This is a genomic window from Kribbella sp. CCNWLW201, from assembly GCF_037203805.1.
In the GTDB taxonomy this organism is placed as follows: Bacteria; Actinomycetota; Actinomycetes; order Propionibacteriales; family Kribbellaceae; genus Kribbella.
Genome location: NZ_JBBCBQ010000015.1, coordinates 13,071 through 34,963, shown reverse-complemented (window position 1 = coordinate 34,963; position 21,893 = coordinate 13,071). Strand labels below are relative to the sequence as shown.

17 protein-coding genes are annotated in these 21,893 nt (G+C 68.6%); 6 read left to right on the top strand and 11 right to left on the bottom strand.

Features of this window, described 5'->3' with window-relative positions:
* Window positions 1-77 precede the first annotated feature (77 nt).
* A complete protein-coding gene (locus V9K99_RS39385; protein ID WP_337009675.1) occupies window positions 78-677 on the top strand; it encodes an RNA polymerase sigma factor in 600 nt (199 codons plus the stop codon).
* A 33-nt stretch (window positions 678-710) separates the two neighbouring features.
* Here V9K99_RS39385 and V9K99_RS39380 read toward each other — a convergent pair whose 3' ends face one another.
* The 11 genes from V9K99_RS39380 to V9K99_RS39330 all read right to left on the bottom strand — a co-directional run bounded on the left by V9K99_RS39380 (window position 711) and on the right by V9K99_RS39330 (window position 16,712).
* Window positions 711-1,088 carry a hypothetical protein gene (locus tag V9K99_RS39380; protein ID WP_337009673.1) on the bottom strand — a complete coding sequence of 126 codons (378 nt, stop codon included), beginning with the start codon at window positions 1,086-1,088 and terminating at the stop codon, window positions 711-713.
* Window positions 1,089-1,093: 5 nt separating this feature from the next.
* Entirely contained in the window at window positions 1,094-2,722 is a 1,629-nt protein-coding gene (locus tag V9K99_RS39375) for a right-handed parallel beta-helix repeat-containing protein (RefSeq protein ID WP_337009671.1), read from the bottom strand.
* A 32-nt stretch (window positions 2,723-2,754) separates the two neighbouring features.
* Window positions 2,755-3,957: a glycosyltransferase gene (locus V9K99_RS39370; protein WP_337009669.1), complete on the bottom strand. Its 1,203-nt coding sequence runs from the start codon at window positions 3,955-3,957 to the stop codon at window positions 2,755-2,757.
* Window positions 3,954-5,189, bottom strand: coding sequence for an O-antigen ligase family protein (locus tag V9K99_RS39365; protein ID WP_337009667.1), 1,236 nt, complete (start codon window positions 5,187-5,189; stop codon window positions 3,954-3,956). Before V9K99_RS39365 ends, V9K99_RS39370 begins: the two co-directional genes overlap by 4 nt.
* Complete coding sequence (locus V9K99_RS39360) at window positions 5,186-6,817, bottom strand: YveK family protein (RefSeq protein WP_337009665.1); 1,632 nt, start codon at window positions 6,815-6,817, stop codon at window positions 5,186-5,188. The genes V9K99_RS39365 and V9K99_RS39360 overlap by 4 nt, the downstream gene beginning before the upstream one ends.
* The gene (locus tag V9K99_RS39355; RefSeq protein WP_337009663.1) at window positions 6,814-8,031 is read right to left on the bottom strand and encodes a Wzz/FepE/Etk N-terminal domain-containing protein; all 1,218 of its coding nucleotides are present in this window, start codon (window positions 8,029-8,031) and stop codon (window positions 6,814-6,816) included. The genes V9K99_RS39360 and V9K99_RS39355 overlap by 4 nt, the downstream gene beginning before the upstream one ends.
* A 78-nt stretch (window positions 8,032-8,109) precedes the next feature.
* Window positions 8,110-10,071: a heparinase II/III family protein gene (locus V9K99_RS39350; RefSeq protein ID WP_337009661.1), complete on the bottom strand. Its 1,962-nt coding sequence runs from the start codon at window positions 10,069-10,071 to the stop codon at window positions 8,110-8,112.
* Entirely contained in the window at window positions 10,068-12,215 is a 2,148-nt protein-coding gene (locus V9K99_RS39345) for a bi-domain-containing oxidoreductase (RefSeq protein WP_337009659.1), read from the bottom strand. The genes V9K99_RS39350 and V9K99_RS39345 overlap by 4 nt, the downstream gene beginning before the upstream one ends.
* Before the next feature lie 27 nt (window positions 12,216-12,242).
* Window positions 12,243-14,162 carry an asparagine synthase (glutamine-hydrolyzing) gene (asnB, locus tag V9K99_RS39340; RefSeq protein ID WP_337009657.1) on the bottom strand — a complete coding sequence of 640 codons (1,920 nt, stop codon included), beginning with the start codon at window positions 14,160-14,162 and terminating at the stop codon, window positions 12,243-12,245.
* A 1-nt stretch (window position 14,163) separates the two neighbouring features.
* On the bottom strand, window positions 14,164-15,393 hold the full coding sequence (locus V9K99_RS39335) for a glycosyltransferase family 4 protein (protein ID WP_337009655.1): 1,230 nt from the start codon (window positions 15,391-15,393) through the stop codon (window positions 14,164-14,166).
* Complete coding sequence (locus V9K99_RS39330) at window positions 15,390-16,712, bottom strand: UDP-glucose dehydrogenase family protein (protein WP_337009652.1); 1,323 nt, start codon at window positions 16,710-16,712, stop codon at window positions 15,390-15,392. The genes V9K99_RS39335 and V9K99_RS39330 overlap by 4 nt, the downstream gene beginning before the upstream one ends.
* A gap of 190 nt (window positions 16,713-16,902) precedes the next feature.
* Here V9K99_RS39330 and V9K99_RS39325 point away from each other — a divergent pair, with 190 nt between their 5' ends.
* The 5 genes from V9K99_RS39325 to V9K99_RS39305 are packed head-to-tail and all read left to right on the top strand — an operon-like array spanning window position 16,903 to window position 21,892.
* Complete coding sequence (locus V9K99_RS39325) at window positions 16,903-17,979, top strand: NAD-dependent epimerase/dehydratase family protein (protein WP_337009650.1); 1,077 nt, start codon at window positions 16,903-16,905, stop codon at window positions 17,977-17,979.
* On the top strand, window positions 17,979-19,211 hold the full coding sequence (locus V9K99_RS39320; protein ID WP_337009648.1) for a class I SAM-dependent methyltransferase: 1,233 nt from the start codon (window positions 17,979-17,981) through the stop codon (window positions 19,209-19,211). Before V9K99_RS39325 ends, V9K99_RS39320 begins: the two co-directional genes overlap by 1 nt.
* Before the next feature lie 37 nt (window positions 19,212-19,248).
* Complete coding sequence (locus V9K99_RS39315; protein WP_337009646.1) at window positions 19,249-20,106, top strand: glucose-1-phosphate cytidylyltransferase; 858 nt, start codon at window positions 19,249-19,251, stop codon at window positions 20,104-20,106.
* Window positions 20,106-20,756, top strand: a complete 651-nt coding sequence (locus V9K99_RS39310; RefSeq protein ID WP_337009644.1) for a PIG-L deacetylase family protein — start codon at window positions 20,106-20,108, stop codon at window positions 20,754-20,756. The genes V9K99_RS39315 and V9K99_RS39310 overlap by 1 nt, the downstream gene beginning before the upstream one ends.
* A 14-nt stretch (window positions 20,757-20,770) precedes the next feature.
* Window positions 20,771-21,892 (top strand): class I SAM-dependent methyltransferase, encoded by a 1,122-nt coding sequence (locus tag V9K99_RS39305; protein WP_337009642.1) that lies wholly within the window; start codon window positions 20,771-20,773, stop codon window positions 21,890-21,892.
* The last annotated feature ends 1 nt before the right edge of the window (window position 21,893 follow it).

The following is a 21,893-nucleotide window of genomic DNA, read 5'->3' as shown; positions in this document are numbered from 1 at the left end:
CTGCCCGGCCGGCGGCGCGCAGATAGAGCACCACTGATCCGAGTACGACAGGGGTGCGTTCCCGAGGGGGGAATCCAATGTTGCAGGAACTCAGTGCCCCGGCAGGCACTGACGAATCGATAACCGACGACGGGCCGGTCCGGTCCGAGGCCGCGACCCTGGTGATCCAGGCCGCGTCCGGCGACCAGGGGGCCTGGAGCCGGCTGGTCGATCACTATGCCCGGCTGGTCTGGGCCGTCACCCGCAGTTTCCGGCTCAGCGACAGCGATGCCGCCGACGTCTCCCAGATGGTCTGGCTGCGGTTGCTCGAGCACATCCACCGGGTCGACCCCGAGCGGGTCGGCGCCTGGCTGGTGGTGACGACCCGCCGGGAATGCCTGCGGGTGCTGGCGTTCCGCAAGCGGGTGCTGCTGACCTACGAGTCGGCCGCGTTCGAAGGAGTACCCGGCGACACGCCGGAGCTGGACGCCGACCTGCTCGCCGACGAGCGGGCGGTCGACGTACGGCGGGCGCTGGAAAGCCTGCCGGATCGGTGGCAGCAGCTGATGGGCATGCTGATGGCCGATCCGCCCGCGCCGTATGCGGAAATCTCCGCGACGATCGGTATCCCGATCGGCAGCATCGGCCCGATCCGGGGTCGGTGCCTGGAGAAACTCAGACTGCTGCTTGCCTCCTGAAGCAGTAGCCGGCGGCCGGTCTCGACGTCCGGGTCAGAGCATGACCCAGGCGGTCCGGACCGGCCGCTGCGTTGTGCCCGGCCAGCGCAGCAGGAAGCTGACCAGTCGTGCGTCGGTCGGCCCATCGCCTTCGGCGCCACGCGATTCGACCACCACCGGACCACTGGGGGAGACACGCAGTTCCACGGTCAGGTCGCCCTGGCCCCGTACGTCGACGTCCAGTGCGATGCCGTGTCCGGCGAACCGCAGTCGCCGCACGTCGCCACGGCAGGTCTCCGGCGCGTCGACCAGGCTGTCGAAGACCAGGTCGAGGACGTCGAGGTTCCGCTCGTGCCGCCCGAACGCGGCGTAACCCACCGAGCGCAGCAGTGCGATCTGCTCGCCGACGGCACGCTCCGGAGGCCCGATCATCGCTGTCAGCGCTCCCCTTGGACCCTGATCACGCTGTCCTGGTCCTGCCCGTACGGCGCGCCCTGCCAGTTGGCCCAGTTCACGCTGCTGCCCTGCTCGTGCACGATGAAGTTCCACGGCCCGCGATAGGTGTTGGTGGAGAACTTGTTGCCCTGCTTGAAGGTGATCGCGTCCTGGACCGTCCGCTCCTTGTACGGCGACCAGTCGGGGTAGGTGCCCCAGTTGGCGAAGATCCCGTTGTAGCCGCAGCCGCTGCGGGACGCACACGTCTTGCCGAGCTTGCTCGGGTCGAGACTGAACACGTTGTCGTGGACGTGCACGTTCTGGGTCTTCCACCGGCAGTCGTTCAGGTACGGCTGGTTGCGGATGTTGGCCGCGTTGCAGGTCTCGATGGTGGCCACCGTCGGGTTCACCAAGGTGCCGGAGCCCGAACTGGTGTTGGCCGGCGAGCCGGAGAACCGGTCCGCGTTCTCCCACAGGATCACGCCGGCCCAGTTGTCGGTGAACACGTTCCCGCTGACCTCGAAGACCTGGTTGAACATGCCCGCGACCCGCTTGTCGCTACCGGACTCGGAGATGTACACCGCGGGTGTCGGGAAGCCCTGGTTCAGCGGGCCCTTGCCGAGTCCGTTGCGGATGAACGTGTTGCCCCGGATCGAGGCGTTGTAGCTGGTCTCGTAGACGATGCCCTCGGCGAAGTTGCCGGAGATGTAGTTGCCCTCGATCGCGAACCCGGTGTTGTTGGTGTCGGCCCACATCCCCGGTCCGTTGTTGTCGTGGATCCAGTTGCCGCGCACCACCGCGCCGGACACCGCCCAGAACTTGCCGCCGCCGGTGCAGCCGCAGCCCGGCTTGAGCACCTCCCAGTCGTCGGTGTTGTTCCCGGTGATCTCGTTGCGCTCGATCACGATGCTGCCGACCTTGCTCGGGTTGTAGGCGCTGAAGCCGTACTGGCCGTTGCTCTGCAGGCAGTTGCCGCGGACGACGTTCTTGCTGCCGACCATCAGGCCGGCGCCGGAGTTGTTGCGGATCGTGTTGCCCTCGATCGTCCAGCTCGCCGCGGCGTTGTGGTTCACCACGCCCTCGTCGTTGGTGCTGCGCGGGGTGCCGAAGTTCTGGATGGTCAGGTTCTTGATCTGTACGTCGGTCGCGTACCCGGTGAACGCGTAGCGGTTGCTGTTGCCGCCGTCGATGACCGCGCCGGGTGCGCCGATGTAGCGGTTGCCCGGCTTGGGGATCACCTGGGTGAACGCGCCGCCGCCGAGTTTGTGCGTACCCGCGGTCAGGTAGAACGTCGTACCGGCCGGGCTCTTCGAGCTGAGGTCCTCGAGGTTCTGGGTCGGGCTGACGACGACGGCGCCGGCCGGTGCGGTCTTGGGCCCGGACAGTGCCGCGGCGTTCCCGCAGACCTTGGCCGGCGGCGCGGTGGGAGCCTTGACGGGCGCCGAGCTGGGCGCCGCGGTCGGCGTCGCCTGCGGCCGCGACAGTGGCTGGCCATCCGCGGTGAGAACGTAGGTGACCACCGCCAGCGCGCACGCGACCACGATCGCGACAGCCGCGAACAGCACGCGTCGGCTGCGGTACCACGCACCACTCCGGCCGGTGGCCGGAGGGGACGGCTCGCGTTGTTCCATCACACTTCCTTCTGGGGGCACGTAGGTATCGGCTAGCGGCGGGTGACAGGCCGGCCGACAGCGAAGCGGTAGATGTCGAGCAGTTGCTCGAGATTGCGTCGGGGATCGTGCTTCTTCTCGTACGTCGCCCGGGCTTGGCGCCCCAGTTCCGCATAGCGATCGGGCGACGTGTCGACGTCGAGAAGCAGCTTGGCCAGTGCGTCCGGCCGCCCCGGTTCGAACAACGCACCGTCGACGCCGTCGGTTACGAGTTCGGGGAAGGATCCGTGTCCGGAGGCCAGCAACGGTACGCCGACCGCCATCGCCTCGACCACCACCAGGCCGAACGTCTCCTCCCATTCCGACGGCAGTACGACGGCCCGGGACCGGCCGATCAGCTCGAAGACCTCCTGCTTGCTCATCAGGCCGAGCAGCTCGACCGACGGCCGTTCGGCGGCCCACGCGGTCACCTCGTCCAGCATCGGACCACCGCCCGCGATGACGAGCCGGAGCGCGTCGTCCCCGGCGAGAGCGCGGTACGCGTCCCAGCCCTTCATCAGCAGCGGTGCGCCCTTGGCCGCGTCGAGCCGGCCGACGTACGTCACCTGCCGCTGCTTGGGGCTGTCACCGATCGGGCCGTCGTACGGCACGTAGTTGTAGCGGACGAAGCTGCGGTCCGGGTCGAAGGCCATCCCGGTCAGCAGTGCGCGCTGTGACTCGGAGACGAAGATGTACGCCGACACCAGGTCGCGCCAGCTCCGCCGATGGGTCCTGGTGTTCAGCACCGTGGTCGCAGTGGCCAGTGTGGACCCGCGGTAGCAACGGTGGATCACCCCGGACACCGGGTTGCCGCCGGCGCAGTCGTGACAGAGCTCGCCGGCGCGGAAGAAGTCACCGCTGGCGCACAGCAGCTTGTAGTTGTGCAGGGTGATGACGACCGGCACGCCGGCGTCGCGGCACGCGTACAGCACCGACGGGCTCAGCACCGGGAAGGTGTTGTGGACATGGACGACGTCCGGCCGGAACCGCTGCAGCGTCTCGGCCAGGTCGCGTTTGGCGGCCGGGTTCCAGACCACCCGGGCCGGCAGCGTGGCCTTCTTCCAGGCCGGCCAGTCCTCGATCTCGTCACTGTGCCGCTCGAAGGTCTCGACCTCGTGCCCGAGCTCGGCCAGCGCCTCGCCCTCCTGGTCGACCACCCGGTTCTCACCGCTCGGCGCGGTGGACCGGTACCTGTTGTGCACCAGCAGGATCTTCATCGCACACCCTCTCGGGGAACTCGCGAGTACACCAGCGACGCGGCCAGGGTCAGTTCGAGCAGGTACGGCGACGCCTCGCTCAGCCCGCTCTCGGTGAAGGACGCCACCACGCAGTACGCGACCAGGAACAGCGCCATCGCCCGGCGCGGGCCCTGCGGCTGGAAGAACAGCGCCATCACCAGGACGAACAGCACCATGGCGATGTTGATCGCCATCCCGACCAGGCCGATGTCGTAGTACGTGCCGAGCCAGTTGCTGTCGATCGGCAGGCCGTTGAAGGACTTGTTGGACAGGCCGAAGCCGAACAGCGTCTCGAACACCGACCGCGGCTGGGCCAGGATCGCGTCCCACACCCGCGTCCGGCCGGTGAGCTCGGTGACCTGGGTGGTGTCCTGGCCACGGGCGAGCCAGGTGGTCACCACCGAGCCGAGGGTGAGTGCCCCGACCGAGAAGAGCACCAGGCCGACGGCGAAGGCCCGACGAACCCGTGTGCGGGCGGTGAACAGGCTCAGCCCGGCGATCACGACACCGATCAGCAGGGCGATCAGCGCCGTACGCGTGTGGGTCAGGAGCAGGACCGGAACGGATCCGGCAACACTGACCAGCGCCACCTCGCGGCGGAGCAGGCCGGACATCCACAAGATCGTGGTCAGACCGATCGCGACGGCCGCGTAGTGACCGACCTGAGTCGGCGGGATCGGCCACAGGACGCCGTACAACCGGTCCTCGGTCATCGCCAGTCCGGGTGCGACGAGCAGGCCGACGACGGCCGAGCCCAGGATGATCCACAGGTACATCAAGTGGGTTCGCACCAGCAGGAGATCGCGTCTCGGCCACCACGGAGTCAGCAGCCAGAGCACCATCACGAAGGCGAACAGCCTCCCCGACCGGTACAGCGCACCGAGCAGGAACTCGGCCCGCAGGCTGGACAGCAGAGCCTCCGTCGCCAGCAGCGTGGCGAGGAAGATGAAGACCGAGGCCCGGACCTTGACCGGACGGTTCACCGTCAGCACCAGCATCGCGGCGACGACCAGCGATCCCTGCGCGATCAGCTTGCCGAGCGCGCCGGGGATGGGGATGATGTGCGGCGCCTCGGGGAAGAACGTCAGCACGTTCAGCAGCAGGCAGCCCCAGACCAGCTGGACCCGATGCCGCCGGCGCTGCTCGGGCGACACGACCCGGCGGCCCGGCCGATCACCGAGCCGCGGAGCAAGCGCCCGGATAGCACTCATCGGCCGAACATCTCCACGTCGAGGGTCCGGGCCGAGCTCTCCGCCTCGGTGACGCCGACACCCTCGTCGGTCTTGTCCGCGTTCAGCACCACGGCCGTGTCGATCTCCAGGCCGGCCAGCCGGACCATCTCGCCGGTGGCCCGGACCTTGGTCAGCGACGACCGTCCGGCCGTCACCACGACGGCCGCCCGGGAGGCCCAGCTGCCCAGGTGGTCGGCGCCGAGAGCCGGCGTCAGGGTGGCCAGGCTCAGTACGACGTCCGCGACGTCCCAGGCGGCGTCGAGCGAGATGTCACCGGAGCCGCCCGGCCGGTTGTTGTCGCCCAGCCGCAGGTAGCAGCCCTCGGCCGGACCGGCTTCGGGATCGGGCAGATGCACGGTGATCCGCCGGGTCGGCTCGCTGAACTGCGAGTCCCGGGTGCCGATCTCCCGCACGCCCAGCTTGGCGGCAAGGATGCCGCTGTCGGTCAGGTCGGCGACCAGGACGTTCTTGCCGTCCTCGGCCAGTGCGTAGGCCAGCGAGGCCACGGCGATCGCGCAGGACCGGACGTCGTCGACGCTGACCACGGCCAGCGCCGGTGTCGGCCGCTTCGCCCAGATGATGCGCTGGTCGAGGTGGCGGACCAGCAGTTCGATCTCGGGATGGTGCTGCTGGTGCTTACGCAGCCGGTGCGCGAACGGGATCCACTGCCAGCGCGGCGGCCGGCCGGTGCTGAGCCGGACCCGGGCACCCAGCGACTGAGCGATGTCCTGCCGCCGCCACAGCCGGTCGGAGATCAGAGCCCGGACGATGACGAAACCGATGCCGAGGAACAGACCGACCAGCAACCCGGTGCCGGCCTGGATCGCCAGCATCCGCTTCGCCGAGGTCAGCACCGGTGAGGGCGCGTCGAGCATCCGGCTGCTGTTCATCTTCGAGGCCGAGACGTTCTGGTCCAGCACCTGCTGCCGGACGAACATCCACTTGTCCCGGGCGGCGATGTACTTGAGCGCCTCCGGACTGCTCGGTCGCTGCAACTCGTCCGGGTTGTCCCCGGTCGACCGGACCGCCTGCTCGGCGACGGTCATCTCGGACTGGGCGGCGGCGAGGTCCCGCGTCAGCGGCGCCGACTGCAGTGCGATCTGCTCCTTGCGGAAGATCAGGTACGTCTGCGCCACCACCGTGGCCAGCTTGGTCGCCTGCTCGCTGGTCTTGGCGCTCGCCTTGATTTCCATTACTCGGTCGGTCAGCGCGGTCGCGGTGTACCGCTCCAGCATCTGGTCCGGCGTGTCCGGAAGCTGCAGCAGCGCGATGGTCCGCTCGGCCACGGTCCGGGTGGTCGCCAGGCTGACCTCGGTCGCCATCGCCTTGGTCGGGTCCTCGCCTTCCCGGGTGGTGATCAGCATGCGGGCCGACGAGGTGTGCGCCGGCGGGAGTACGACGGACGTCGCGAGACCGCCGGCCAGGCCGATCAGCGCGAGCACCAGCCAGATCCGGATGTGCCGCCGGACCGCGTCCCGGAGGAAGCGGAAGGTGACGAGCGAGTCCGGCGGGAACGCGGTCGACGACTCGTCGGCGTACAGGTCGTCGTCATCGTCGATCCAGCCCGCGGCCGCGTCCGGCAGTTCGGAATATGGTTGGTTGCTCATCGGGTTCGCCTCGCTGTGCCGGTGAGTAGCGTGGGCAGCCGCGAGCTGGACCGGCGCTGCGACTGCGAGACCCGGCCGATGGTGCGGTCGAACGGGTCGGGATCGGTGACGACCAGGCCGTCGATGGTGCGATCGTCCGCGGCCGCGGCGACGGCGAGCCGGGCGAGTTCCTCGGCCGTCACGGTGCCGGCCGACAGGGCCACGATCGTGCTGTTGGTCCGGCTGGTGTCGGTCAGGTGCGGGTGCTCCCGGTCGACCAGGACCAGATGGATGTAGAGGGCGACGGGGCCGGGCGGCTGCTCGGTGTGGTTGCCGACCACCATCGAGGTGGAGATGCCGATCGAGGTGGCGAACGCGGCCAGCTGCGGGCCGAGCGGGCGCGCCTTGTCATCGTCGGCGAACGAGATGACGGTCAGCGAGACCGGCGAGCCACCCTTCAGGTCCAGGTTCAGGTGATGCAGGATCTTGCGCAGACTCCAGGCGTCCACGGCCGTCGGCGTGTAGCGCTCGAGCAGCTGGGCCCAGTCGGACGGATCGGTCGCGCGGTACGACGACACGGACGCGAGCACCGGCAGACCGACGGCGTCGGCAACCTCGTCGCGCAGCCGGAGCCGACGGTCGCCGCGAGCCCGGATCAGCACGCCGATCGCGGCCGCGATGGCGGCCAGCACTGCTCCCAGCCCGCCGTAGATACCGGAGTGGACGACCATGCTGCCGCCGCGCGCGGCGGTGGCTTGCTCCAGGACCCGGGCGCCGACCTTCTTGCCGAGGTCGCCGGGCAGCTTCTGGTCGGTGGTGACGAAGACCAGATAGACCTCGGCGACGGCGTTGGCCAGCCGGACCGCCTGCCCGGACGAGGTGCCCTTGGCGTCGATCCGGATCACGTCGTCGGTGACCGCGGTGACTTTGACGCGGCTGCGCACCACTTCGGTGGACAGCGCGGGCGACAGGTTCTGGCCGGCGCTGCGGAGCACCGGAGCACTTTCGGCGATGAAGACCTGCGTCTCGATACTCTGCGTACCGGTCGCCTTCTCCGGGTCGGCCGACGGCGGCGGTGGCAGGACCACCATCGATGTGGCCGTGTGCATCGGCGGTGCCGCGAACGCGTAGGCGATGCCGGCGACCAGGCCGATCGACGCGATCGCGACAATCAGGAAGCGGTCCCGGCGGATAGCCCGCCAGGACTTCTTGACGTCGAGCTGCTGTGCACTCACAGACCCCTCCAGTGGAGCGCCTCAATCGGTTCGCAGTAATAGAGGGCTGGGAATTGACGCTGATACAGCAGGCTCCGGTCAGGACCGGAATTGAAATGTGCTGATCGCGGGGGAGTCCGGCTCGAGCACGCCGGAGCCGACCAGGGTCGTGATCGGCACCTTGCGACCGAATCGCGGTGAGTACCAGCCCAGCAACGGATCGTCGCCGCCGCAGTACGCCGTCCAGCTCAGCCCGGCCGGCAACTCGACGACCGCGGAGCCGTTCGGCCACTTCAGCCGCCCGGCCGCGCCGTCCAGCTCGACCGTCACCTCCGGCCCGAGATGCCACGCGATGCGTATGTCGGCCGTCCGGTCCAGCCTGTCCTCCACTCGCAGCACGCCGTCATCGAGTACGGCGGTCCGCCGGTGAGTGATCGGTACGTCGCCGGACTGGTACCCGTCGTGCTCGGCATCCCAGGTCACCACGTCACCTTCGGCGGCGTAGCGCCGTACGCGTCCGGTCGCGCCGCGCAGCCACAGGAACGGGCCACCCCAGACGGACTGCTCGGCCCCCGCGACCTCGACGGTGTTGTGGGCGATGGTGGAGCGGAAGTAGTTCCGCCACTCCTCCTCGCCGTGGTAGCAGTACGTGCCCGGATCGGCCAGGATGTCGACGCCGCCGACCCGGACCTCGAGCGAGAGCGCGTCGCAGTGGGCGTGCGCCGCGATGGACAGGAACCCGTGCGGTCCGGCATCGGCGCGGCACCAGATGTCCGGCCCGGCGTCGCGGCTGCGCAGAATCGTGATCCCGGCGTCCGCGAAGTGGTTCGGACGCTCCGCCGGACGATGCGGCTGCGGACCGTTGACCAGACTTCCGGCCAGTACGGCGGTCGCCGTCAACGGACTCGACGGCCACCACGAGGGGCGGCCGAGCACCGCTCCACCGAGCGACAGGAACGCCGACCAGCTGTGCACATCGGGCGGATCGAGGACGAGCACCATGCCTTCGTCGTCATCGCCTTGACGTGGTGGCCGCAGGGTCTCGTCGACAATCGCCGCGGCCACGTCGAACGTGCGAGTCAGCAGTGACCAGGTCTGCTGACTCAGCGGATGGCCGGCGTTGTCCGCTTCCAGAGCGGCGTACAGGCCGAGCTCGGAGACGAAGCGGTGGTAGTCGGTCGCGAGCTCGCGGTTCACGCCGGACGGGAACGTGTTGGCGTCCAGCTCTCGCTCCAGCAGTGCGGCCGCGTCCGCGCGCCACTTGTCGCTCTGCGCGAACCAGGGGAACGCACAAGCTCCAACCAACTGGCCGGCCGCCTCAGCGATCACGTGGTTGTTCGCCGACGAACCACGGCTCTGGAACGCCGCCAGGTAGCGCTGGTGCCAGTAGAGCTGCCGCAACGCCAGTTCGTTGTGCTCGAAGAGATCGGTGACCTCGGGCCAGTCCTCGAGCAGCCGCCGGATCCAGGTCCAGCTGATCAGCCGGATCCCGATCTCGATCCCGCTGGCCCAGTGGACACCGGACAAGAACGGGTTCGACCGCCACCAGTCGTTCAGGTGGTCGGCGACGCGATCGGCGTACGTGTCGTCATGGGTCAGGTACCAGGCCGCGGCCAGCTGGGTCAGGTGGTGGTGCCGGGACAACTCCCAGACCTGCTTGACGTTCCCGACCAGCGCCTCGTTGCGATGATTGAGCTTGAACGTGTACTCCGCGGGATCCGATCGCCGGCCGGTGATCGGATCACGGAACCAGTCCGGCGACACCAGATCGGTCCGGTCGACGCCGAGGACCTCCAGCTTCCCGGCCATGATCGCGTCGGCCGTCGCGATGATCGCCGTACGCGCCTCCTCAGGTACGGCGTCTGCCGCATGCGGAGGCAGGGTCGCCGCGAAGGTCAGCTCTTTGCGCAGCGGCAGCTGAGTCGTCGCGTCCTGCCCGGGCCGGACCTGCTGGTAGGCCCAGGCAGTACGTCGTGCATGGTCGCGCGTGCGCCAGACCAGCTCGGTGGGGGACATCCGGCGCAGGCGGCGGACATACCAGCCAAGGGGCTGACGGCTCATACGCTCTCCGGCCTCCCGCTCGCGAGGCTCTTGTCCACGGCGATGGTCGCGCGGGTGGTGGCGATCAGGGAGTCGAACGAGATCGGCATCGGGCCGCCGGACTTCACCGCCGCGACGAACCGCTCCAGCTCGACCCGCTGACCCTTGTCGGTGCCGCGGGCCTTGCGGGCGGACGGCTTCCGGCCGGTCCAGACCGAGGCGCTCTGGAAGTTGTCCAGCCGGCCGTTGCGGCCGCCGCCGGTGATGTCCAGCGTCTCCTTCGGGAACCGCGCGTTGCCGCCGCCGACGTAGCTGATCGTGCCGACCGAGCCGTTCGCGAACCGCAGGCTGACGATCACGTCGCCGGCATCCGGTCCGGGTACGGCGTACACCTCGGTGGGCAGGCTGTCGAGCCACCAACTCAGGGTGTCGATGAAGTGGCCGCCCTCGCCGGCGAAGCGGCTGCCTTCCTTGTCCTGGTCGAGGTACCAACTGGACGGGTCGAGGCGGCCGGCGTTCACCAGGTAGCGCAGTGAGGAGCCGCCGCCGGGGGTGCCGAAGCGGTCGCGCAGGTCGGTCAGGAGCGGGGCGAACCGGCGGTTGAAGCCGACCATCAGCCGGTCGTTGCCGGTGGCATCCGCGGTGGCGACGATGCGATCGAGGTCCTCGTCGTTCAACGCAAGCGGCTTCTCGACGAAGACGGCTTTGCCCGTTTCCAGGGCGCGGCAGGCGAGCTCGGCGTGTGTGCTGTGCCGGGTGACTACGAAGATCGCGTCCAGGCTTTCGTTGGTCAGCACCTCGTTGGCGTCGGTCGAGATCTGCTCGAACCCGAACCGTCGTTGTGCGTTCGCCGCCGACAACGACTTGTTGGTGGCGACGTGTGCGAGAACTGCGTCTTCGTTCTTCTGCAGGTGCGGAAGAAGCATGGACGACGCGTAGTTACCCGCACCGATGAATCCGAGTCGCGGCGCACCAGCAGTGCTCTGAGCCGTGCTTGCGACCCTCGTCGTTTCCTTCTTCTCTTCCACCGGAATGTCCGGGTACTCGAAGAGGAAGCCGACGCCGGGGAAGGTGTTGGTGCTGAGTTGCTGGTAGACCTCGGTGGCGTCGGCGATGGGGAAGATGCGGGCGACCAGGCTGCCTACGTCGATCTGTTCGCGGGCGATGAGGTCGATGAAGCATTCCAGGTTGCGGCGTTCGGTCCAGCGGACGTAGCCGGCGGGGTAGTCGATGCCTTCGAGTTCGTAGCGGTCGTCGTACCGGCCGGGGCCGTAGGAGCGGGAGAAGCGGACGTCCAGTTCCTTGTCGTAGTACGCGTTCCAGGGCAGGTCGAGCTTGGTCTTGCCGATGTCGACCACCCGCGCCTTGTCCCGCGCCAGCCGTGCCGCTGTCTCGACCGGACCGTTCGAGTGACCACCGGCCGCGAGCAGGATGTGGTCGGCGCCCAGACCGTTCGACGCATTCAGCAACGACCGCTCCAACGCGGCGATCCCTGCCTCGTCGGCCGACGAGCAGTGCAGTGCGCCGGCCTTCTCCGCCATCCGGCACCGGTCCTCGACCGTGTCGATCCCGAACACCCGGACCCCGGCCGCGGCCAGCAGCCGGACCACCAGTTGACCGACCAGACCGAGCCCGATCACCACCGCGGTGTCGCCGAGCTGTACCTCCGCCTGCCGTACGCCGTGCATCGCGATCGCGCCGACCGTCGAGAAGGCGGCCAGCTCCGGCCGTACGCCGTCCGGCACCGGAACGCACAGGTTGACGGGCACCCAGTTGTACTCCGCGTGCAGAGCGAACTCGTTGCCCGCGGCAGCGACCAGCTGGCCGACGCTGAACTCCTCGGCACCGGCGCCGACCTCGACCACCACACCGCACAGCGAGTAGCCCAGCGGGGTGTAGGAGTCGAGCTTGTTCATCACCTTCTTGTAGGTGTTGAGCGCACCCTGCTGGGCGACCGAGTCCAGCACCTTCTTCACCTGGTCCGGCCGGGCCCGGGCCTTGCCGAGCATGGACAGCTTGGCCTCGCCCACCTTCATCAGCTCGGTCCCGGTCGAGATCAGCGAGTAGAGCGAGCGGACCAGTACGCCTCCGGGCGCGCAGCTCGGCGGCGGTACGTCGAGCACCGCCAGCTCACCGGACTTGTAGTTCTGTGCAACCTGTTTCATGCCAGTCCTTCGGAGAGAGCGAAGCCTTCAGAGGGAGGTGATGGTGACGCCCAGGGAGCGCATGTGCCGGGTCCAGGTCTCGAGGGTGAGCAGCTGCCAGATCTGCTTGGAGTAGTCCTCACGCCCGGCCCGCTCGTCGTCGACCAGCCCTTGGACCGCCGACTGCTGCAGGAAGCCGCTGCCGACCAGGTCGCCGCGCAGCAGGGTGTCGTCCACCAGTTCGCGCAGGTCGTTGCGGACCCAGGCCCGCAGCGGCGCGCTGAACGACGCCTTCGGCCGGTAGATGATCTCCTTCGGCAACCACGCCTCGGCCGCCTTCTTCAGCGCGAGCTTGCTCGTCCGCCGGTGGATCTTCTCGCTGCCCGGGATGGAGAACGCCGCCCGCGCGACGATCGGGTCCACGAACGGCGTCCGGACCTCGGTCGACGCGGCCATGCTGGACCGGTCGGTGTAGGCCAGGTTCAGGCCGGGCAGGAACATCCGCGCGTCGGCCAGGCACATCCGGTTCACGTGGTCGTCGAGCGTGGTGTCGTGGTAGATGTCGCTGTGCTCGGAGATCAGCTTCCCGACGTACGGCTCCAGGTCCGGACTCAACAGGCCGGCCAGTTGATCGGCGTCGTACATCGTGTAGCTGCGTCGGAACGCGGTCTCCTCGGGCAGGTCCGCGAAGGTGAGGAACCGCTTCGCCCAGCGCGCGTACCGCAGGCCGCGTCCGTTCGCGGTGACCGGCAGCCGCCGGACGGCGGGACCGACCAGACCGTTGCGCAGTACGCCGGGAAGCCGCTGGTACTGCGCTCCCATCACACAGGCGAGGTGTTTGCGGTAGCCGCCGAACAACTCGTCGGCGCCCATCCCGGACAGCAGCACCTTGACGCCGGCGTCGCGGGCGGTGTCGCACATCAGCAGCGTGTTGATCGCGGCCGGGTCGCCGATCGGCTCGTCCAGGATGTCGACGATCCGGGGGAGCAGTTCGACCACGTCCGGGGCGATCTCGATCTCGTGCAGGTCGATGCCGAACTGCTGGGCCACCTTGCGGGCGTAGATCGCGTCGTCCGGCATCGCCTCCAGCCGCTGGTCCTGCGCGCGGAAGGTGATCGTGTACGAGTCGATGCCCGGGTCGAGGCGCTTGGCCAGCACCGTGACCAGGCTGGAGTCGAGACCACCGCTGAGGAACGTCGACACCCCGACATCGGCGACCAAGTGGGCGGCGACCGATTCCTCGATCACCGACCGCAGGTCGGCCGGCGGCCCGGCGGCCGCTTCGGTGGCGACGTCGGTCACCCGCCAGTACGTCTCGTGCCGGCTGCTGCCGTCGGGGCGGAACTCGGCCCACGAACCCGGTGGCAGCTTGTCCACACCCTCGATCGCGCACTGCTGTTCGGGCAGCCAGTAGTAGAGCATCGACGCGATCAGCGCGCCGGGATCGGTCCGCAGCTCGGGGCCGATCGCGGCGACCAGTGCCTTCAGCTCGGACGCGAAGATGACGCCGCCGTGCCGGCGGCGGAAGTAGAGCGGCTTGATGCCGAGCGGGTCGCGGGCCAGGAACAGGCTGCCGCTGTCCTCGTCCAGCATCGCGAACGCGAACATGCCGCGGAACCGCGTCAGCGCCGCCGGACCCCAACGGCGCCAGGCCTCCAGCACCACCTCGGTGTCGGAGCTGGTCCGGAACGAGACACCGGACCTGGCCAGCTCGGCGCGCAGTTCCTTGTAGTTGTAGAGCTCACCGTTGTAGCTGATCGTCAGGCCGCGCTTGGTGAACGGCTGGTCCGCACCCGAGGACAGGTCGATGATCGACAACCGGCGGTGCGCCAGGTAAGCCCGGATGTCACCGTCCTCGAACCGGTACACACCGTCGGCGTCCGGACCGCGGTGCGCGATCCGGTCGCTCATCGTCTCGGCCAGGGCGAGACCGTCGTGCTGCTGGTAGCAGCCGGCGATGCCACACACGTCAGGACCCCGCAGCCTGGCGGAAGTCGCGGAGCACGCTGGAGTGACCGGTGAGCCGGTCGTACACCTCGAGGTAGGCCTTCTGCTGGTGCTTCCAGGCGAGCACCTGCTCGACCCGTTCGCGACCGAACCTGCCCATCCGGCGGCGGCGTACCTCGTCGTCCAGCAGGGAGACGATCGCCTGGCCGTACTGCGCCACGTCGTTCGGCTCCACGTACACGGCGGCCTCGGCGGCCGACACGTTCGTCTCGATCAGGTCGAAGGCGACGACCGGCAGTTCGAACGCCATGTACTCCATCGTCTTGTTCATCGTGGAGACGTCGTTGAGCGGATTCTTCGGGTCTGGCGAGAGCCCGAGGTCGGCCGTCGACATCACCGTGCGGACCGTCTCGTCCGGCACCCGGCCGGTGAACTCGACGTGCTCGGCCAGGCCGAGCTCGTCCCGGAGCGCGACCACCTCGTCGAATGCGTCACCGCCGCCCATCAGCGTGAACGCGATGTCCTTGCGGCCCAGCTTGTTGACGATCACGTCGGCCGCGCGGACGACGATGTCGACACCGTCCTGCGGACCCATCACGCCGATGTACGTGACCAGGTAGCGGTGGCCGCGACGGACCGACTCGTCGGCCGTGCCCCGGCGCAGCTTCTCCGGGTCGGGCCCGGTGCGGACGACGGTCACGTCGTGGTTGGCCTTGCCGCTGCGGGTGATCGCGATGTGGCGGTACGAGTCGTTGGTCGAGATGACGTGATCCGCCGTACGGTGCGTCCGTCGCTCCAGCCAGCGCAGTCCTTTGTACGCCGGGCTCGTCGTACCGCCGAAGCGGGACTGGAACAGCTCGGGGCACAGGTCGTGGTGGTCGAACACGAACCGGGTCCGGTCGAGCCGGCGCAGCAGCATCGCGATCGGCCAGAAGATGTCCGGCGGGTTGCAGGCCTGCATGACCTGGAACCGGCCGGCCTTGCGGGCCCGCAGTACCAGCCGCAGCGTCATCAGGAACGAGTACACGTACTCCGCGACGAACCCGATCTTGCTGCCGCCGGGTGCGTACGCCTTGTACTGGTGCACGGTGACCCCGTCGATCACCTGGTACGACGGATCGCCCGGACCTTTGGGGCACACGACGGTCACGTCGTACCCGGACGCCGCCAGGGCCTGGCACTCCAGCCAGACCCGGCGGTCGAACGGGACCCACAGGTTCTGGATGATGATCAGGACGCGCGGACCACTCACCAGCCGACTCCTTCGTATCCGGGCAGCGCCTCGACCTCGGCGCCGAGCCGGCCGCTCAGGTCGATGGTCCGGGCCGGCGGGGTGGTGAGCAGGGCGCTGATGGCCGCGGTGTCGGTGGCCGAGACCAGCGCCAGGTCGGCGCCGCGGAGCGCCTCGACCGGGTCGGCGGTCAGTACCCGCTGCAGGTGCGGAAGCTTGGACCGCACGTGCCGCAGGTTGGCGCCGACCAGGCGGCTCGGGTTCACGATCGAGTCGTAGATGCGCAGGTTGTACCCCTTGCCGATCAGCCGCTCGGCCAGCTCGACACTCGGGCTCTCGCGCAGGTCGTCGGTCGCGGTCTTGAAGCTGAGGCCGAGCAGCGCGATCTCGCGGCCCGGTCCGGCCACGACCCGGTCGACGACGTCGCGGACGGTCAGCTCGTTGGTCGTGAGCGTGCCGGCGAGCAGCGGCAGGTCGGTGTCGTTGAGGCGGGCCAGGTGGAGGACCGACCGCAGGTCCTTCGGCAGACACGATCCGCCGAACGCGAAGCCCGGCCGCAGGTAGTACGGCGAGATGTTGAGGGTGGTGTCCTGGACGAAGATCCGCATGACCTCGCGCGAGTCCACGCCGTAGTACCGAAAGATCCGCCCCATCTCGTTCGCGAACGAGACCTTGGTCGCGTGGAACGCGTTACAGGCGTACTTCAGCGCCTCCGCGGTCCGCACGTCGACCACCTGCACCTCAACCGGCAGGAAGCTGAACAAGTCGGTCAGAGCGGTACCGACTCTCGGGTTCCTGGTGCCGACCACGACGAACGGCGGGTCGTAGAAGTCGGCCAGTCCGGATCCCTCCCGCAGGAACTCCGGGCACATCGCCGTACCGAAGGTGAAGTCGCCCGAGTCGGGCACGTCACGCAGGACCTGCTCGACGACCTCGTCGACGGTGCCCGGCGGCACGGTGCTGCGGACGACGATGCTGTGGAAGCCCGACGACGGCGGTGCGACCACACTGGCCGCCTCCGCGATGTCACGGACCGCGCGCCGGATGTAGGTGAGATCGGTACTGCCGCTGGCGGTGGACGGCGTGCCCACACAGATCAGCGAGACGTCCGCTCCGTCCAGCGCCAGTCGCGGGTCGGTGGTCGCGTGCAATCTGCCCGCGGTGACCCCCGCCGCCACCAACTCGTCCAGACCAGGCTCGACCACTGGGCTGTGGCCCTCCGTGATCGGACCGACCTTCGCAGTGTCGACATCGACCCCCCAGACGTCGTGGCCGTTGGCGGCCAGGCACGCGGCCGTCACCGACCCCACGTAGCCCAGGCCGAATACGGCAACCTTCATAACGCCCCCCAATTGAGCGTGGCCCTGCTCTTGATATGGCCCCCGGTGCTTGCTTCAGCCCTCTATGGAGCAGCGACGGCCCGACGCTGATACACCGAATTGGCCGGAATCCGATCCGCGCGCGATGTATCAGGCGCCCGGCTCGGTGATCTGTTGTAGCGACGACAGAGCCGAGCGGAGGAGCGGGCGGATGAGAGTTCTGGTCACCGGGGATCGCGGGTACATCGGTGCGGTGATGGTGCCGTTCCTGCGGAACGCCGGGCACCAGGTGGACGGGCTGGACACCGGGCTCTACGAGGGCTGTGACCTGCTCGGTGGTCCGGATCCGATCGGCAACCGCCGGCCGCGCGACATGCGCGACGTCGGCCCGGCCGAGCTCGAGGGGTACGACGCCGTCGTCTGTCTGGCCGCGCTCTCGAACGACCCGCTCGGTCACCTGAACCGCGAGGCGACGTACTCGGTCAACCTGGACGGCACGCTCAAGGTGGCCCAGGCGGCCAAGGACGCCGGGGTCGAGCGGTTCCTGTTCGCCTCCTCCTGCAGCCTGTACGGCGCGGCCGGCTCCGAAGCGGTCGCCGAGGACGCCGAGATGTTCCCGGTCACGCCGTACGGCGAGACCAAGGCGCTGGCCGAGCAGGAACTGGCCAAGCTCGCCGACGACACCTTCAGCCCCACCTACCTGCGCAACGCCACCGCGTACGGCGCCTCCACCCGGCTGCGGCTGGACATCGTGGTGAACAACCTGACCGCGATCGCGATGACCAGCGGCCAGGTCCGGCTGGAGAGCGACGGGACCCCGTGGCGGCCGCTGGTGCACATCGAGGACATCAGCCGGGCGTTCCTGAAGGTGCTGGAGTCCCCGCGCGAGGTGATCCACGACCAGGCGTTCAACGTCGGCCGGTCAGAGGACGTGGTCCAGGTCCGCGACATCGCCGAGATGGTCCGCGACGCCGTCCCCGGGTCGACGCTGTCGATCGCCGAGGGGGCCGGCCCGGACCTGCGCAACTACAAGGTCGACTTCGCCAAGCTCAACGACACCTTCCCGGACCTGCAGCTGCAGTGGACGGTGCGCAAGGGCGTCGACGAGCTGGCCGCCGCGTACGAGCGGCACGGCCTGACGCAGCAGGACTTCGACTCGGCGCAGTTCGTCCGGTTGCGCCGGATCCAGCAGCTCCTGTCGGCGGGACTGGTGGACGACCAGTTGCGCCGGCAGACCGATGACCAGTTCCCGGGACCGGGGGCATCTGTTTTCGAGGGGAAGCACTGATGGGGGAATCTCTCGGCTGTCGCCTGTGCGGCGAGCCTTTGACCCGTACGTTCGTCGACTTGGGGATGTCGCCGCCGTGCGAGAGCTACCTGCGGGCCGACCAGTTGGACAGCGGTGAGACGTTCTACCCGCTGAACGTCCGGATCTGTGACAACTGCCTGCTCGTCCAGCTGCCGGCGTACGTCGCGGCCGACGACGTGTTCAGCGACTACCTGTACTTCTCGTCGTACTCGACCAGCTGGGTGGAGCACGCCCGCCGGTTCGTGGTGGACATGCAGGAGCGGCTGGACCTCGGTGCCGAGAGCCTGATCGTCGAGGCGGCCAGCAACGACGGCTACCTGCTGCAGCACGCGGTGGCCCTCGGCATCCCGGTGCTCGGCATCGAGCCGGCCGCGAACATCGCCGAGATCGCCAACGAGAAGGGCATCCGGACCGAGAGCTACTTCCTCGGCGAGGAGACCGGCACCGACGCGGCCGCCCGGCACGGCAAGGCGGACCTTGTCGTCGGCAACAACGTGTTCGCGCACGTCCCGGACATCGTCGACTTCGCCAAGGGCCTGCGGGCACTGGTGAAGGACGACGGCCTGGTGTCGCTGGAGTTCCCGCATCTGCTCCGGCTGATCGAGCGTCGTCAGTACGACACGATCTACCACGAGCACTACCAGTACCTGACCCTCAGGACCGCCGCGCTCGCGCTGGAGAAGGCCGGCCTGAAGGTGGTCGACGTACAGGAACTGGCCAGCCACGGCGGGTCGCTGCGCCTGATGTCGCAGCCGGTGGAGACGGCGGGGGAGCCGTCGGAGCTGGTGCTCAAGGTCCTGAAGGACGAAGCAGACGCCGGGCTGCACACGGTCGAGGGACACGAGGGCTTCGCGCGCGAGGTCTTCACCATCAAGGCCGAACTGGTCGAGTTCCTGATCCAGGCCCAGCGCGACGGCAAGACGGTCGCCGGGTACGGCGCTCCGGGCAAGGGCAACACGTTGCTCAACCACTGCGGTATCCGCGAGGACCTGCTGCCGTTCACGGTCGACCGCAGCCCGCACAAGCACGGCATGTTCCTGCCCGGCACGCACATCCCGATCTACGCACCGGAGCGGCTGGCCGAGGTGCGCCCGGACTACATCGTCATCCTGCCGTGGAACCTGCGCGAGGAGATCGTGCACCAGCTCGGCTACGCACGGGAGTGGGGCGCGAAGTTCGTCGTACCCATCCCGCGCCTCGAAGTGATCTGAACACGACAGCGTTCGTTGTGGGGGAGGGGAAAAGTCAATGAAGGTCGTGATCTTCTGTGGGGGGTTCGGGCTGCGGATGCGCAGCGGGGTGGACTCCGCACCGAAACCGATGATGACGATCGGCGACCGGCCGGTCCTGTGGCACGTGATGCGCTACTACGCACACTTCGGGCACACCGAGTTCATTCTCTGTCTCGGGTTCGGGGGATCCGCGGTCAAGGAGTACTTCCTGCGCTACGAGGAGACGGTCTCCAACGACTTCGTGATGACCAAGGGCGGGCAGCGGATCGAGCTGCTCGACTCCGACATCAGCGAGTGGAAGATCACCTTCGTCGACACCGGGATCGACACCTCGATCGGTGAGCGGTTGCGCCGGGTCCGGCCGTACCTGGAGGACGACGACGCGTTCCTGGCCAACTACGGCGACGTGCTGACCGACGCGCCGATGGACAAGATCGTCGACCACGTGATGACCAGCGACATCACCGCCAGCCTGCTCGCGGTGCCGCCGCAGGCGTCCTTCCACGTGGTCGAGTTCGGAACCGACTCCCGGATCACCGGGCTGCGGTCGGCGGCCGACCTGAACGTGTGGATCAACGGCGGGTACTTCGTGATCAAGAAGGAGATCTTCGACGTCCTGCACGAGGACGAGGATCTGGTCGGCGACGCGTTCCCCCGGCTGGCCGCGATGCGCCGGCTGGAGGCGATCCCGCACCACGGGTTCTGGGCTCCGATGGACACACTCAAGGAGCGCAGCCAGCTCGAGGAGCTGTACCGCTCCGGCAAGAAGCCGTGGGCGCTGTGGAGCCACGAGAGCCGCGAGCAGCGCACGCAGGTGCTGGAGAAGCCGTTCGAGCTCCAGGGCGACGACGCGCCCATGGTGGTGGCGATCTGATGCTCCCGTTCCAGCTCGGTCTGATCGAGCGTCCGGTCCACCTGGTGGCCTTGGGCGCTCATCCGGACGACATCGAGATCGGTTGCGGCGGCACGCTGCTCAAGCTGGCCGAGTCGGTCCCGGAGCTGACCGCCGAGTTCGTCATCGCGACGGGCAGTCCGCACCGGCTCGACGAGGCCCGCCGCGCCGCGGAGCTGTTCCTGCCGGAGTGCGAGGTGACCGTCACCTCGGCCGAGCTGCCGGACGGCTGGCTGCCGTCGTACTGGAACGAGACCAAAGAGTTGCTCGAGGCAACGGCCCGGGGGGACCGGAAGCCTGACCTGGTGTTCGCACCGAGCCGGACCGACGCGCACCAGGACCACCGGCTGATCGCCGAGCTGGCGCCGACGGTGTGGCGCAACCACTTGGTGCTGCACTACGAGATCCCCAAGTGGGACGGCGACATCAGCCGGCCGTGGCTGTACGTCGACCTGACCGAGGAGCTGCTGCGGGAGAAGATCGCGCGGCTGCACAAGGCCTTCCCGTCCCAGGTCCCGCACGACTGGTTCGACGAAGAGGTGTTCGCCGGGCTGGCCAGGCTGCGCGGGATGGAATGCCGGGCTCAGTACGCCGAAGCGTTCACCACGGCCAAAGCGACGTTGACATGGTGACCGAGGGGGAACAAGTGATCTTCAAGTGTCGTGGGTGCGCGGGCGAGAACGTCGTACCCGTGGTGGACATCGGTGCGCAGCCGTGTGCCGACTACTTCCCGACGGCCGACACCCCAGGTCCCGATCCGCGCTGGCCCCTGGAGCTGTGGCTGTGCCGCGACTGCACGCTGGTCCAGCTCGGCCCGGTCGAGGCGCAGTTGCCCGAGGAGCCGCTGGCGGTCGAGTCCGCGACGAGCATCGCGCACGCGGAGTCCTCGGTGAAGGAGATTCTGCGCGACTACCCGGAGCTCAGCGGCAGTGTCGTCTTCGAGTTCGCCAGCCACCACGGCGGATCGTGGCTCGAGCACTTGTACGCCGCCGGGTGCCGGCTGGCCGGTGACGGCGAGAAAGCCGATCTGGTGGTGGATGTCCACGGCATCGTGCACGAGCCCGCGATCGGGGAGTTGCTGAAGGTGCGGGCCGAGCGGCTCGCGCCCGATGGGCTGCTGGTGATGGAGTTCCACCACCTGCTGCCGTTGTTCATCGGCAACCAGTTCGACACCATCCGGCACGGCCACTGGTCCTACCTGTCGCTCCGGGCGGTGCAGCGGCTCGGCGCGCTCCACGGCCTGACGGTCGAGTCGGTCAAGCAGGTCGACATGTTCGGCGGCAGCCTGATGGTGATGCTCCGGCACACCGCGGACGCCGTACCGGATGCGTCGGTCGATGTGCTGCTCGAGGACGAGGACGCCGCAGGCATCGCCGACGAGGTCCAGTTGGCCAGCCTGCAAGAGGCCGCCTGGCACGCGGCCGGCGCGCTGCACGACGAGCTCACTCGCCACAAGGCCGCCGGCCGGACAGTCCTCGGGTACGGCGCTCCCTCGAAAGCACCTGTGCTCCTGGACCTCAGCAAGGTCACCACGGACCTGCTGCCGTTCACCGTGGACATGGCGCCCGGCAAGCACGGCCGCCGGATCCCTGGCGGCTGCATGGTCCCGATCCGGCCGATCGACGAACTCCGGGCCGCGCGGCCGGACGTCGTACTGGTGCTCACCTGGGACATCGCCGACGAGGTGATCTCGCAGCTCGAGGCCGATGGCGGCTGGGGTGCGACGTACCTGGTTCCGCTGCCCGAGCCGCACGAGATGGGGCGGTGAG

What these genes read in the sequence shown, in the direction of transcription:
- V9K99_RS39385 (WP_337009675.1), top strand. Translation starts at nt 78, where the DNA reads ATGTTGCAGGAACTCAGTGCCCCGGCAGGCACTGACGAATCGATAACC.
- V9K99_RS39380 (WP_337009673.1), bottom strand. Translation starts at nt 1,088, where the DNA reads ATGATCGGGCCTCCGGAGCGTGCCGTCGGCGAGCAGATCGCACTGCTG.
- V9K99_RS39375 (WP_337009671.1), bottom strand. Translation starts at nt 2,722, where the DNA reads ATGGAACAACGCGAGCCGTCCCCTCCGGCCACCGGCCGGAGTGGTGCG.
- V9K99_RS39370 (WP_337009669.1), bottom strand. Translation starts at nt 3,957, where the DNA reads ATGAAGATCCTGCTGGTGCACAACAGGTACCGGTCCACCGCGCCGAGC.
- V9K99_RS39365 (WP_337009667.1), bottom strand. Translation starts at nt 5,189, where the DNA reads ATGAGTGCTATCCGGGCGCTTGCTCCGCGGCTCGGTGATCGGCCGGGC.
- V9K99_RS39360 (WP_337009665.1), bottom strand. Translation starts at nt 6,817, where the DNA reads ATGAGCAACCAACCATATTCCGAACTGCCGGACGCGGCCGCGGGCTGG.
- V9K99_RS39350 (WP_337009661.1), bottom strand. Translation starts at nt 10,071, where the DNA reads ATGAGCCGTCAGCCCCTTGGCTGGTATGTCCGCCGCCTGCGCCGGATG.
- V9K99_RS39345 (WP_337009659.1), bottom strand. Translation starts at nt 12,215, where the DNA reads ATGAAACAGGTTGCACAGAACTACAAGTCCGGTGAGCTGGCGGTGCTC.
- V9K99_RS39330 (WP_337009652.1), bottom strand. Translation starts at nt 16,712, where the DNA reads ATGAAGGTTGCCGTATTCGGCCTGGGCTACGTGGGGTCGGTGACGGCC.
- V9K99_RS39325 (WP_337009650.1), top strand. Translation starts at nt 16,903, where the DNA reads ATGAGAGTTCTGGTCACCGGGGATCGCGGGTACATCGGTGCGGTGATG.
- V9K99_RS39320 (WP_337009648.1), top strand. Translation starts at nt 17,979, where the DNA reads ATGGGGGAATCTCTCGGCTGTCGCCTGTGCGGCGAGCCTTTGACCCGT.
- V9K99_RS39315 (WP_337009646.1), top strand. Translation starts at nt 19,249, where the DNA reads ATGAAGGTCGTGATCTTCTGTGGGGGGTTCGGGCTGCGGATGCGCAGC.
- V9K99_RS39310 (WP_337009644.1), top strand. Translation starts at nt 20,106, where the DNA reads ATGCTCCCGTTCCAGCTCGGTCTGATCGAGCGTCCGGTCCACCTGGTG.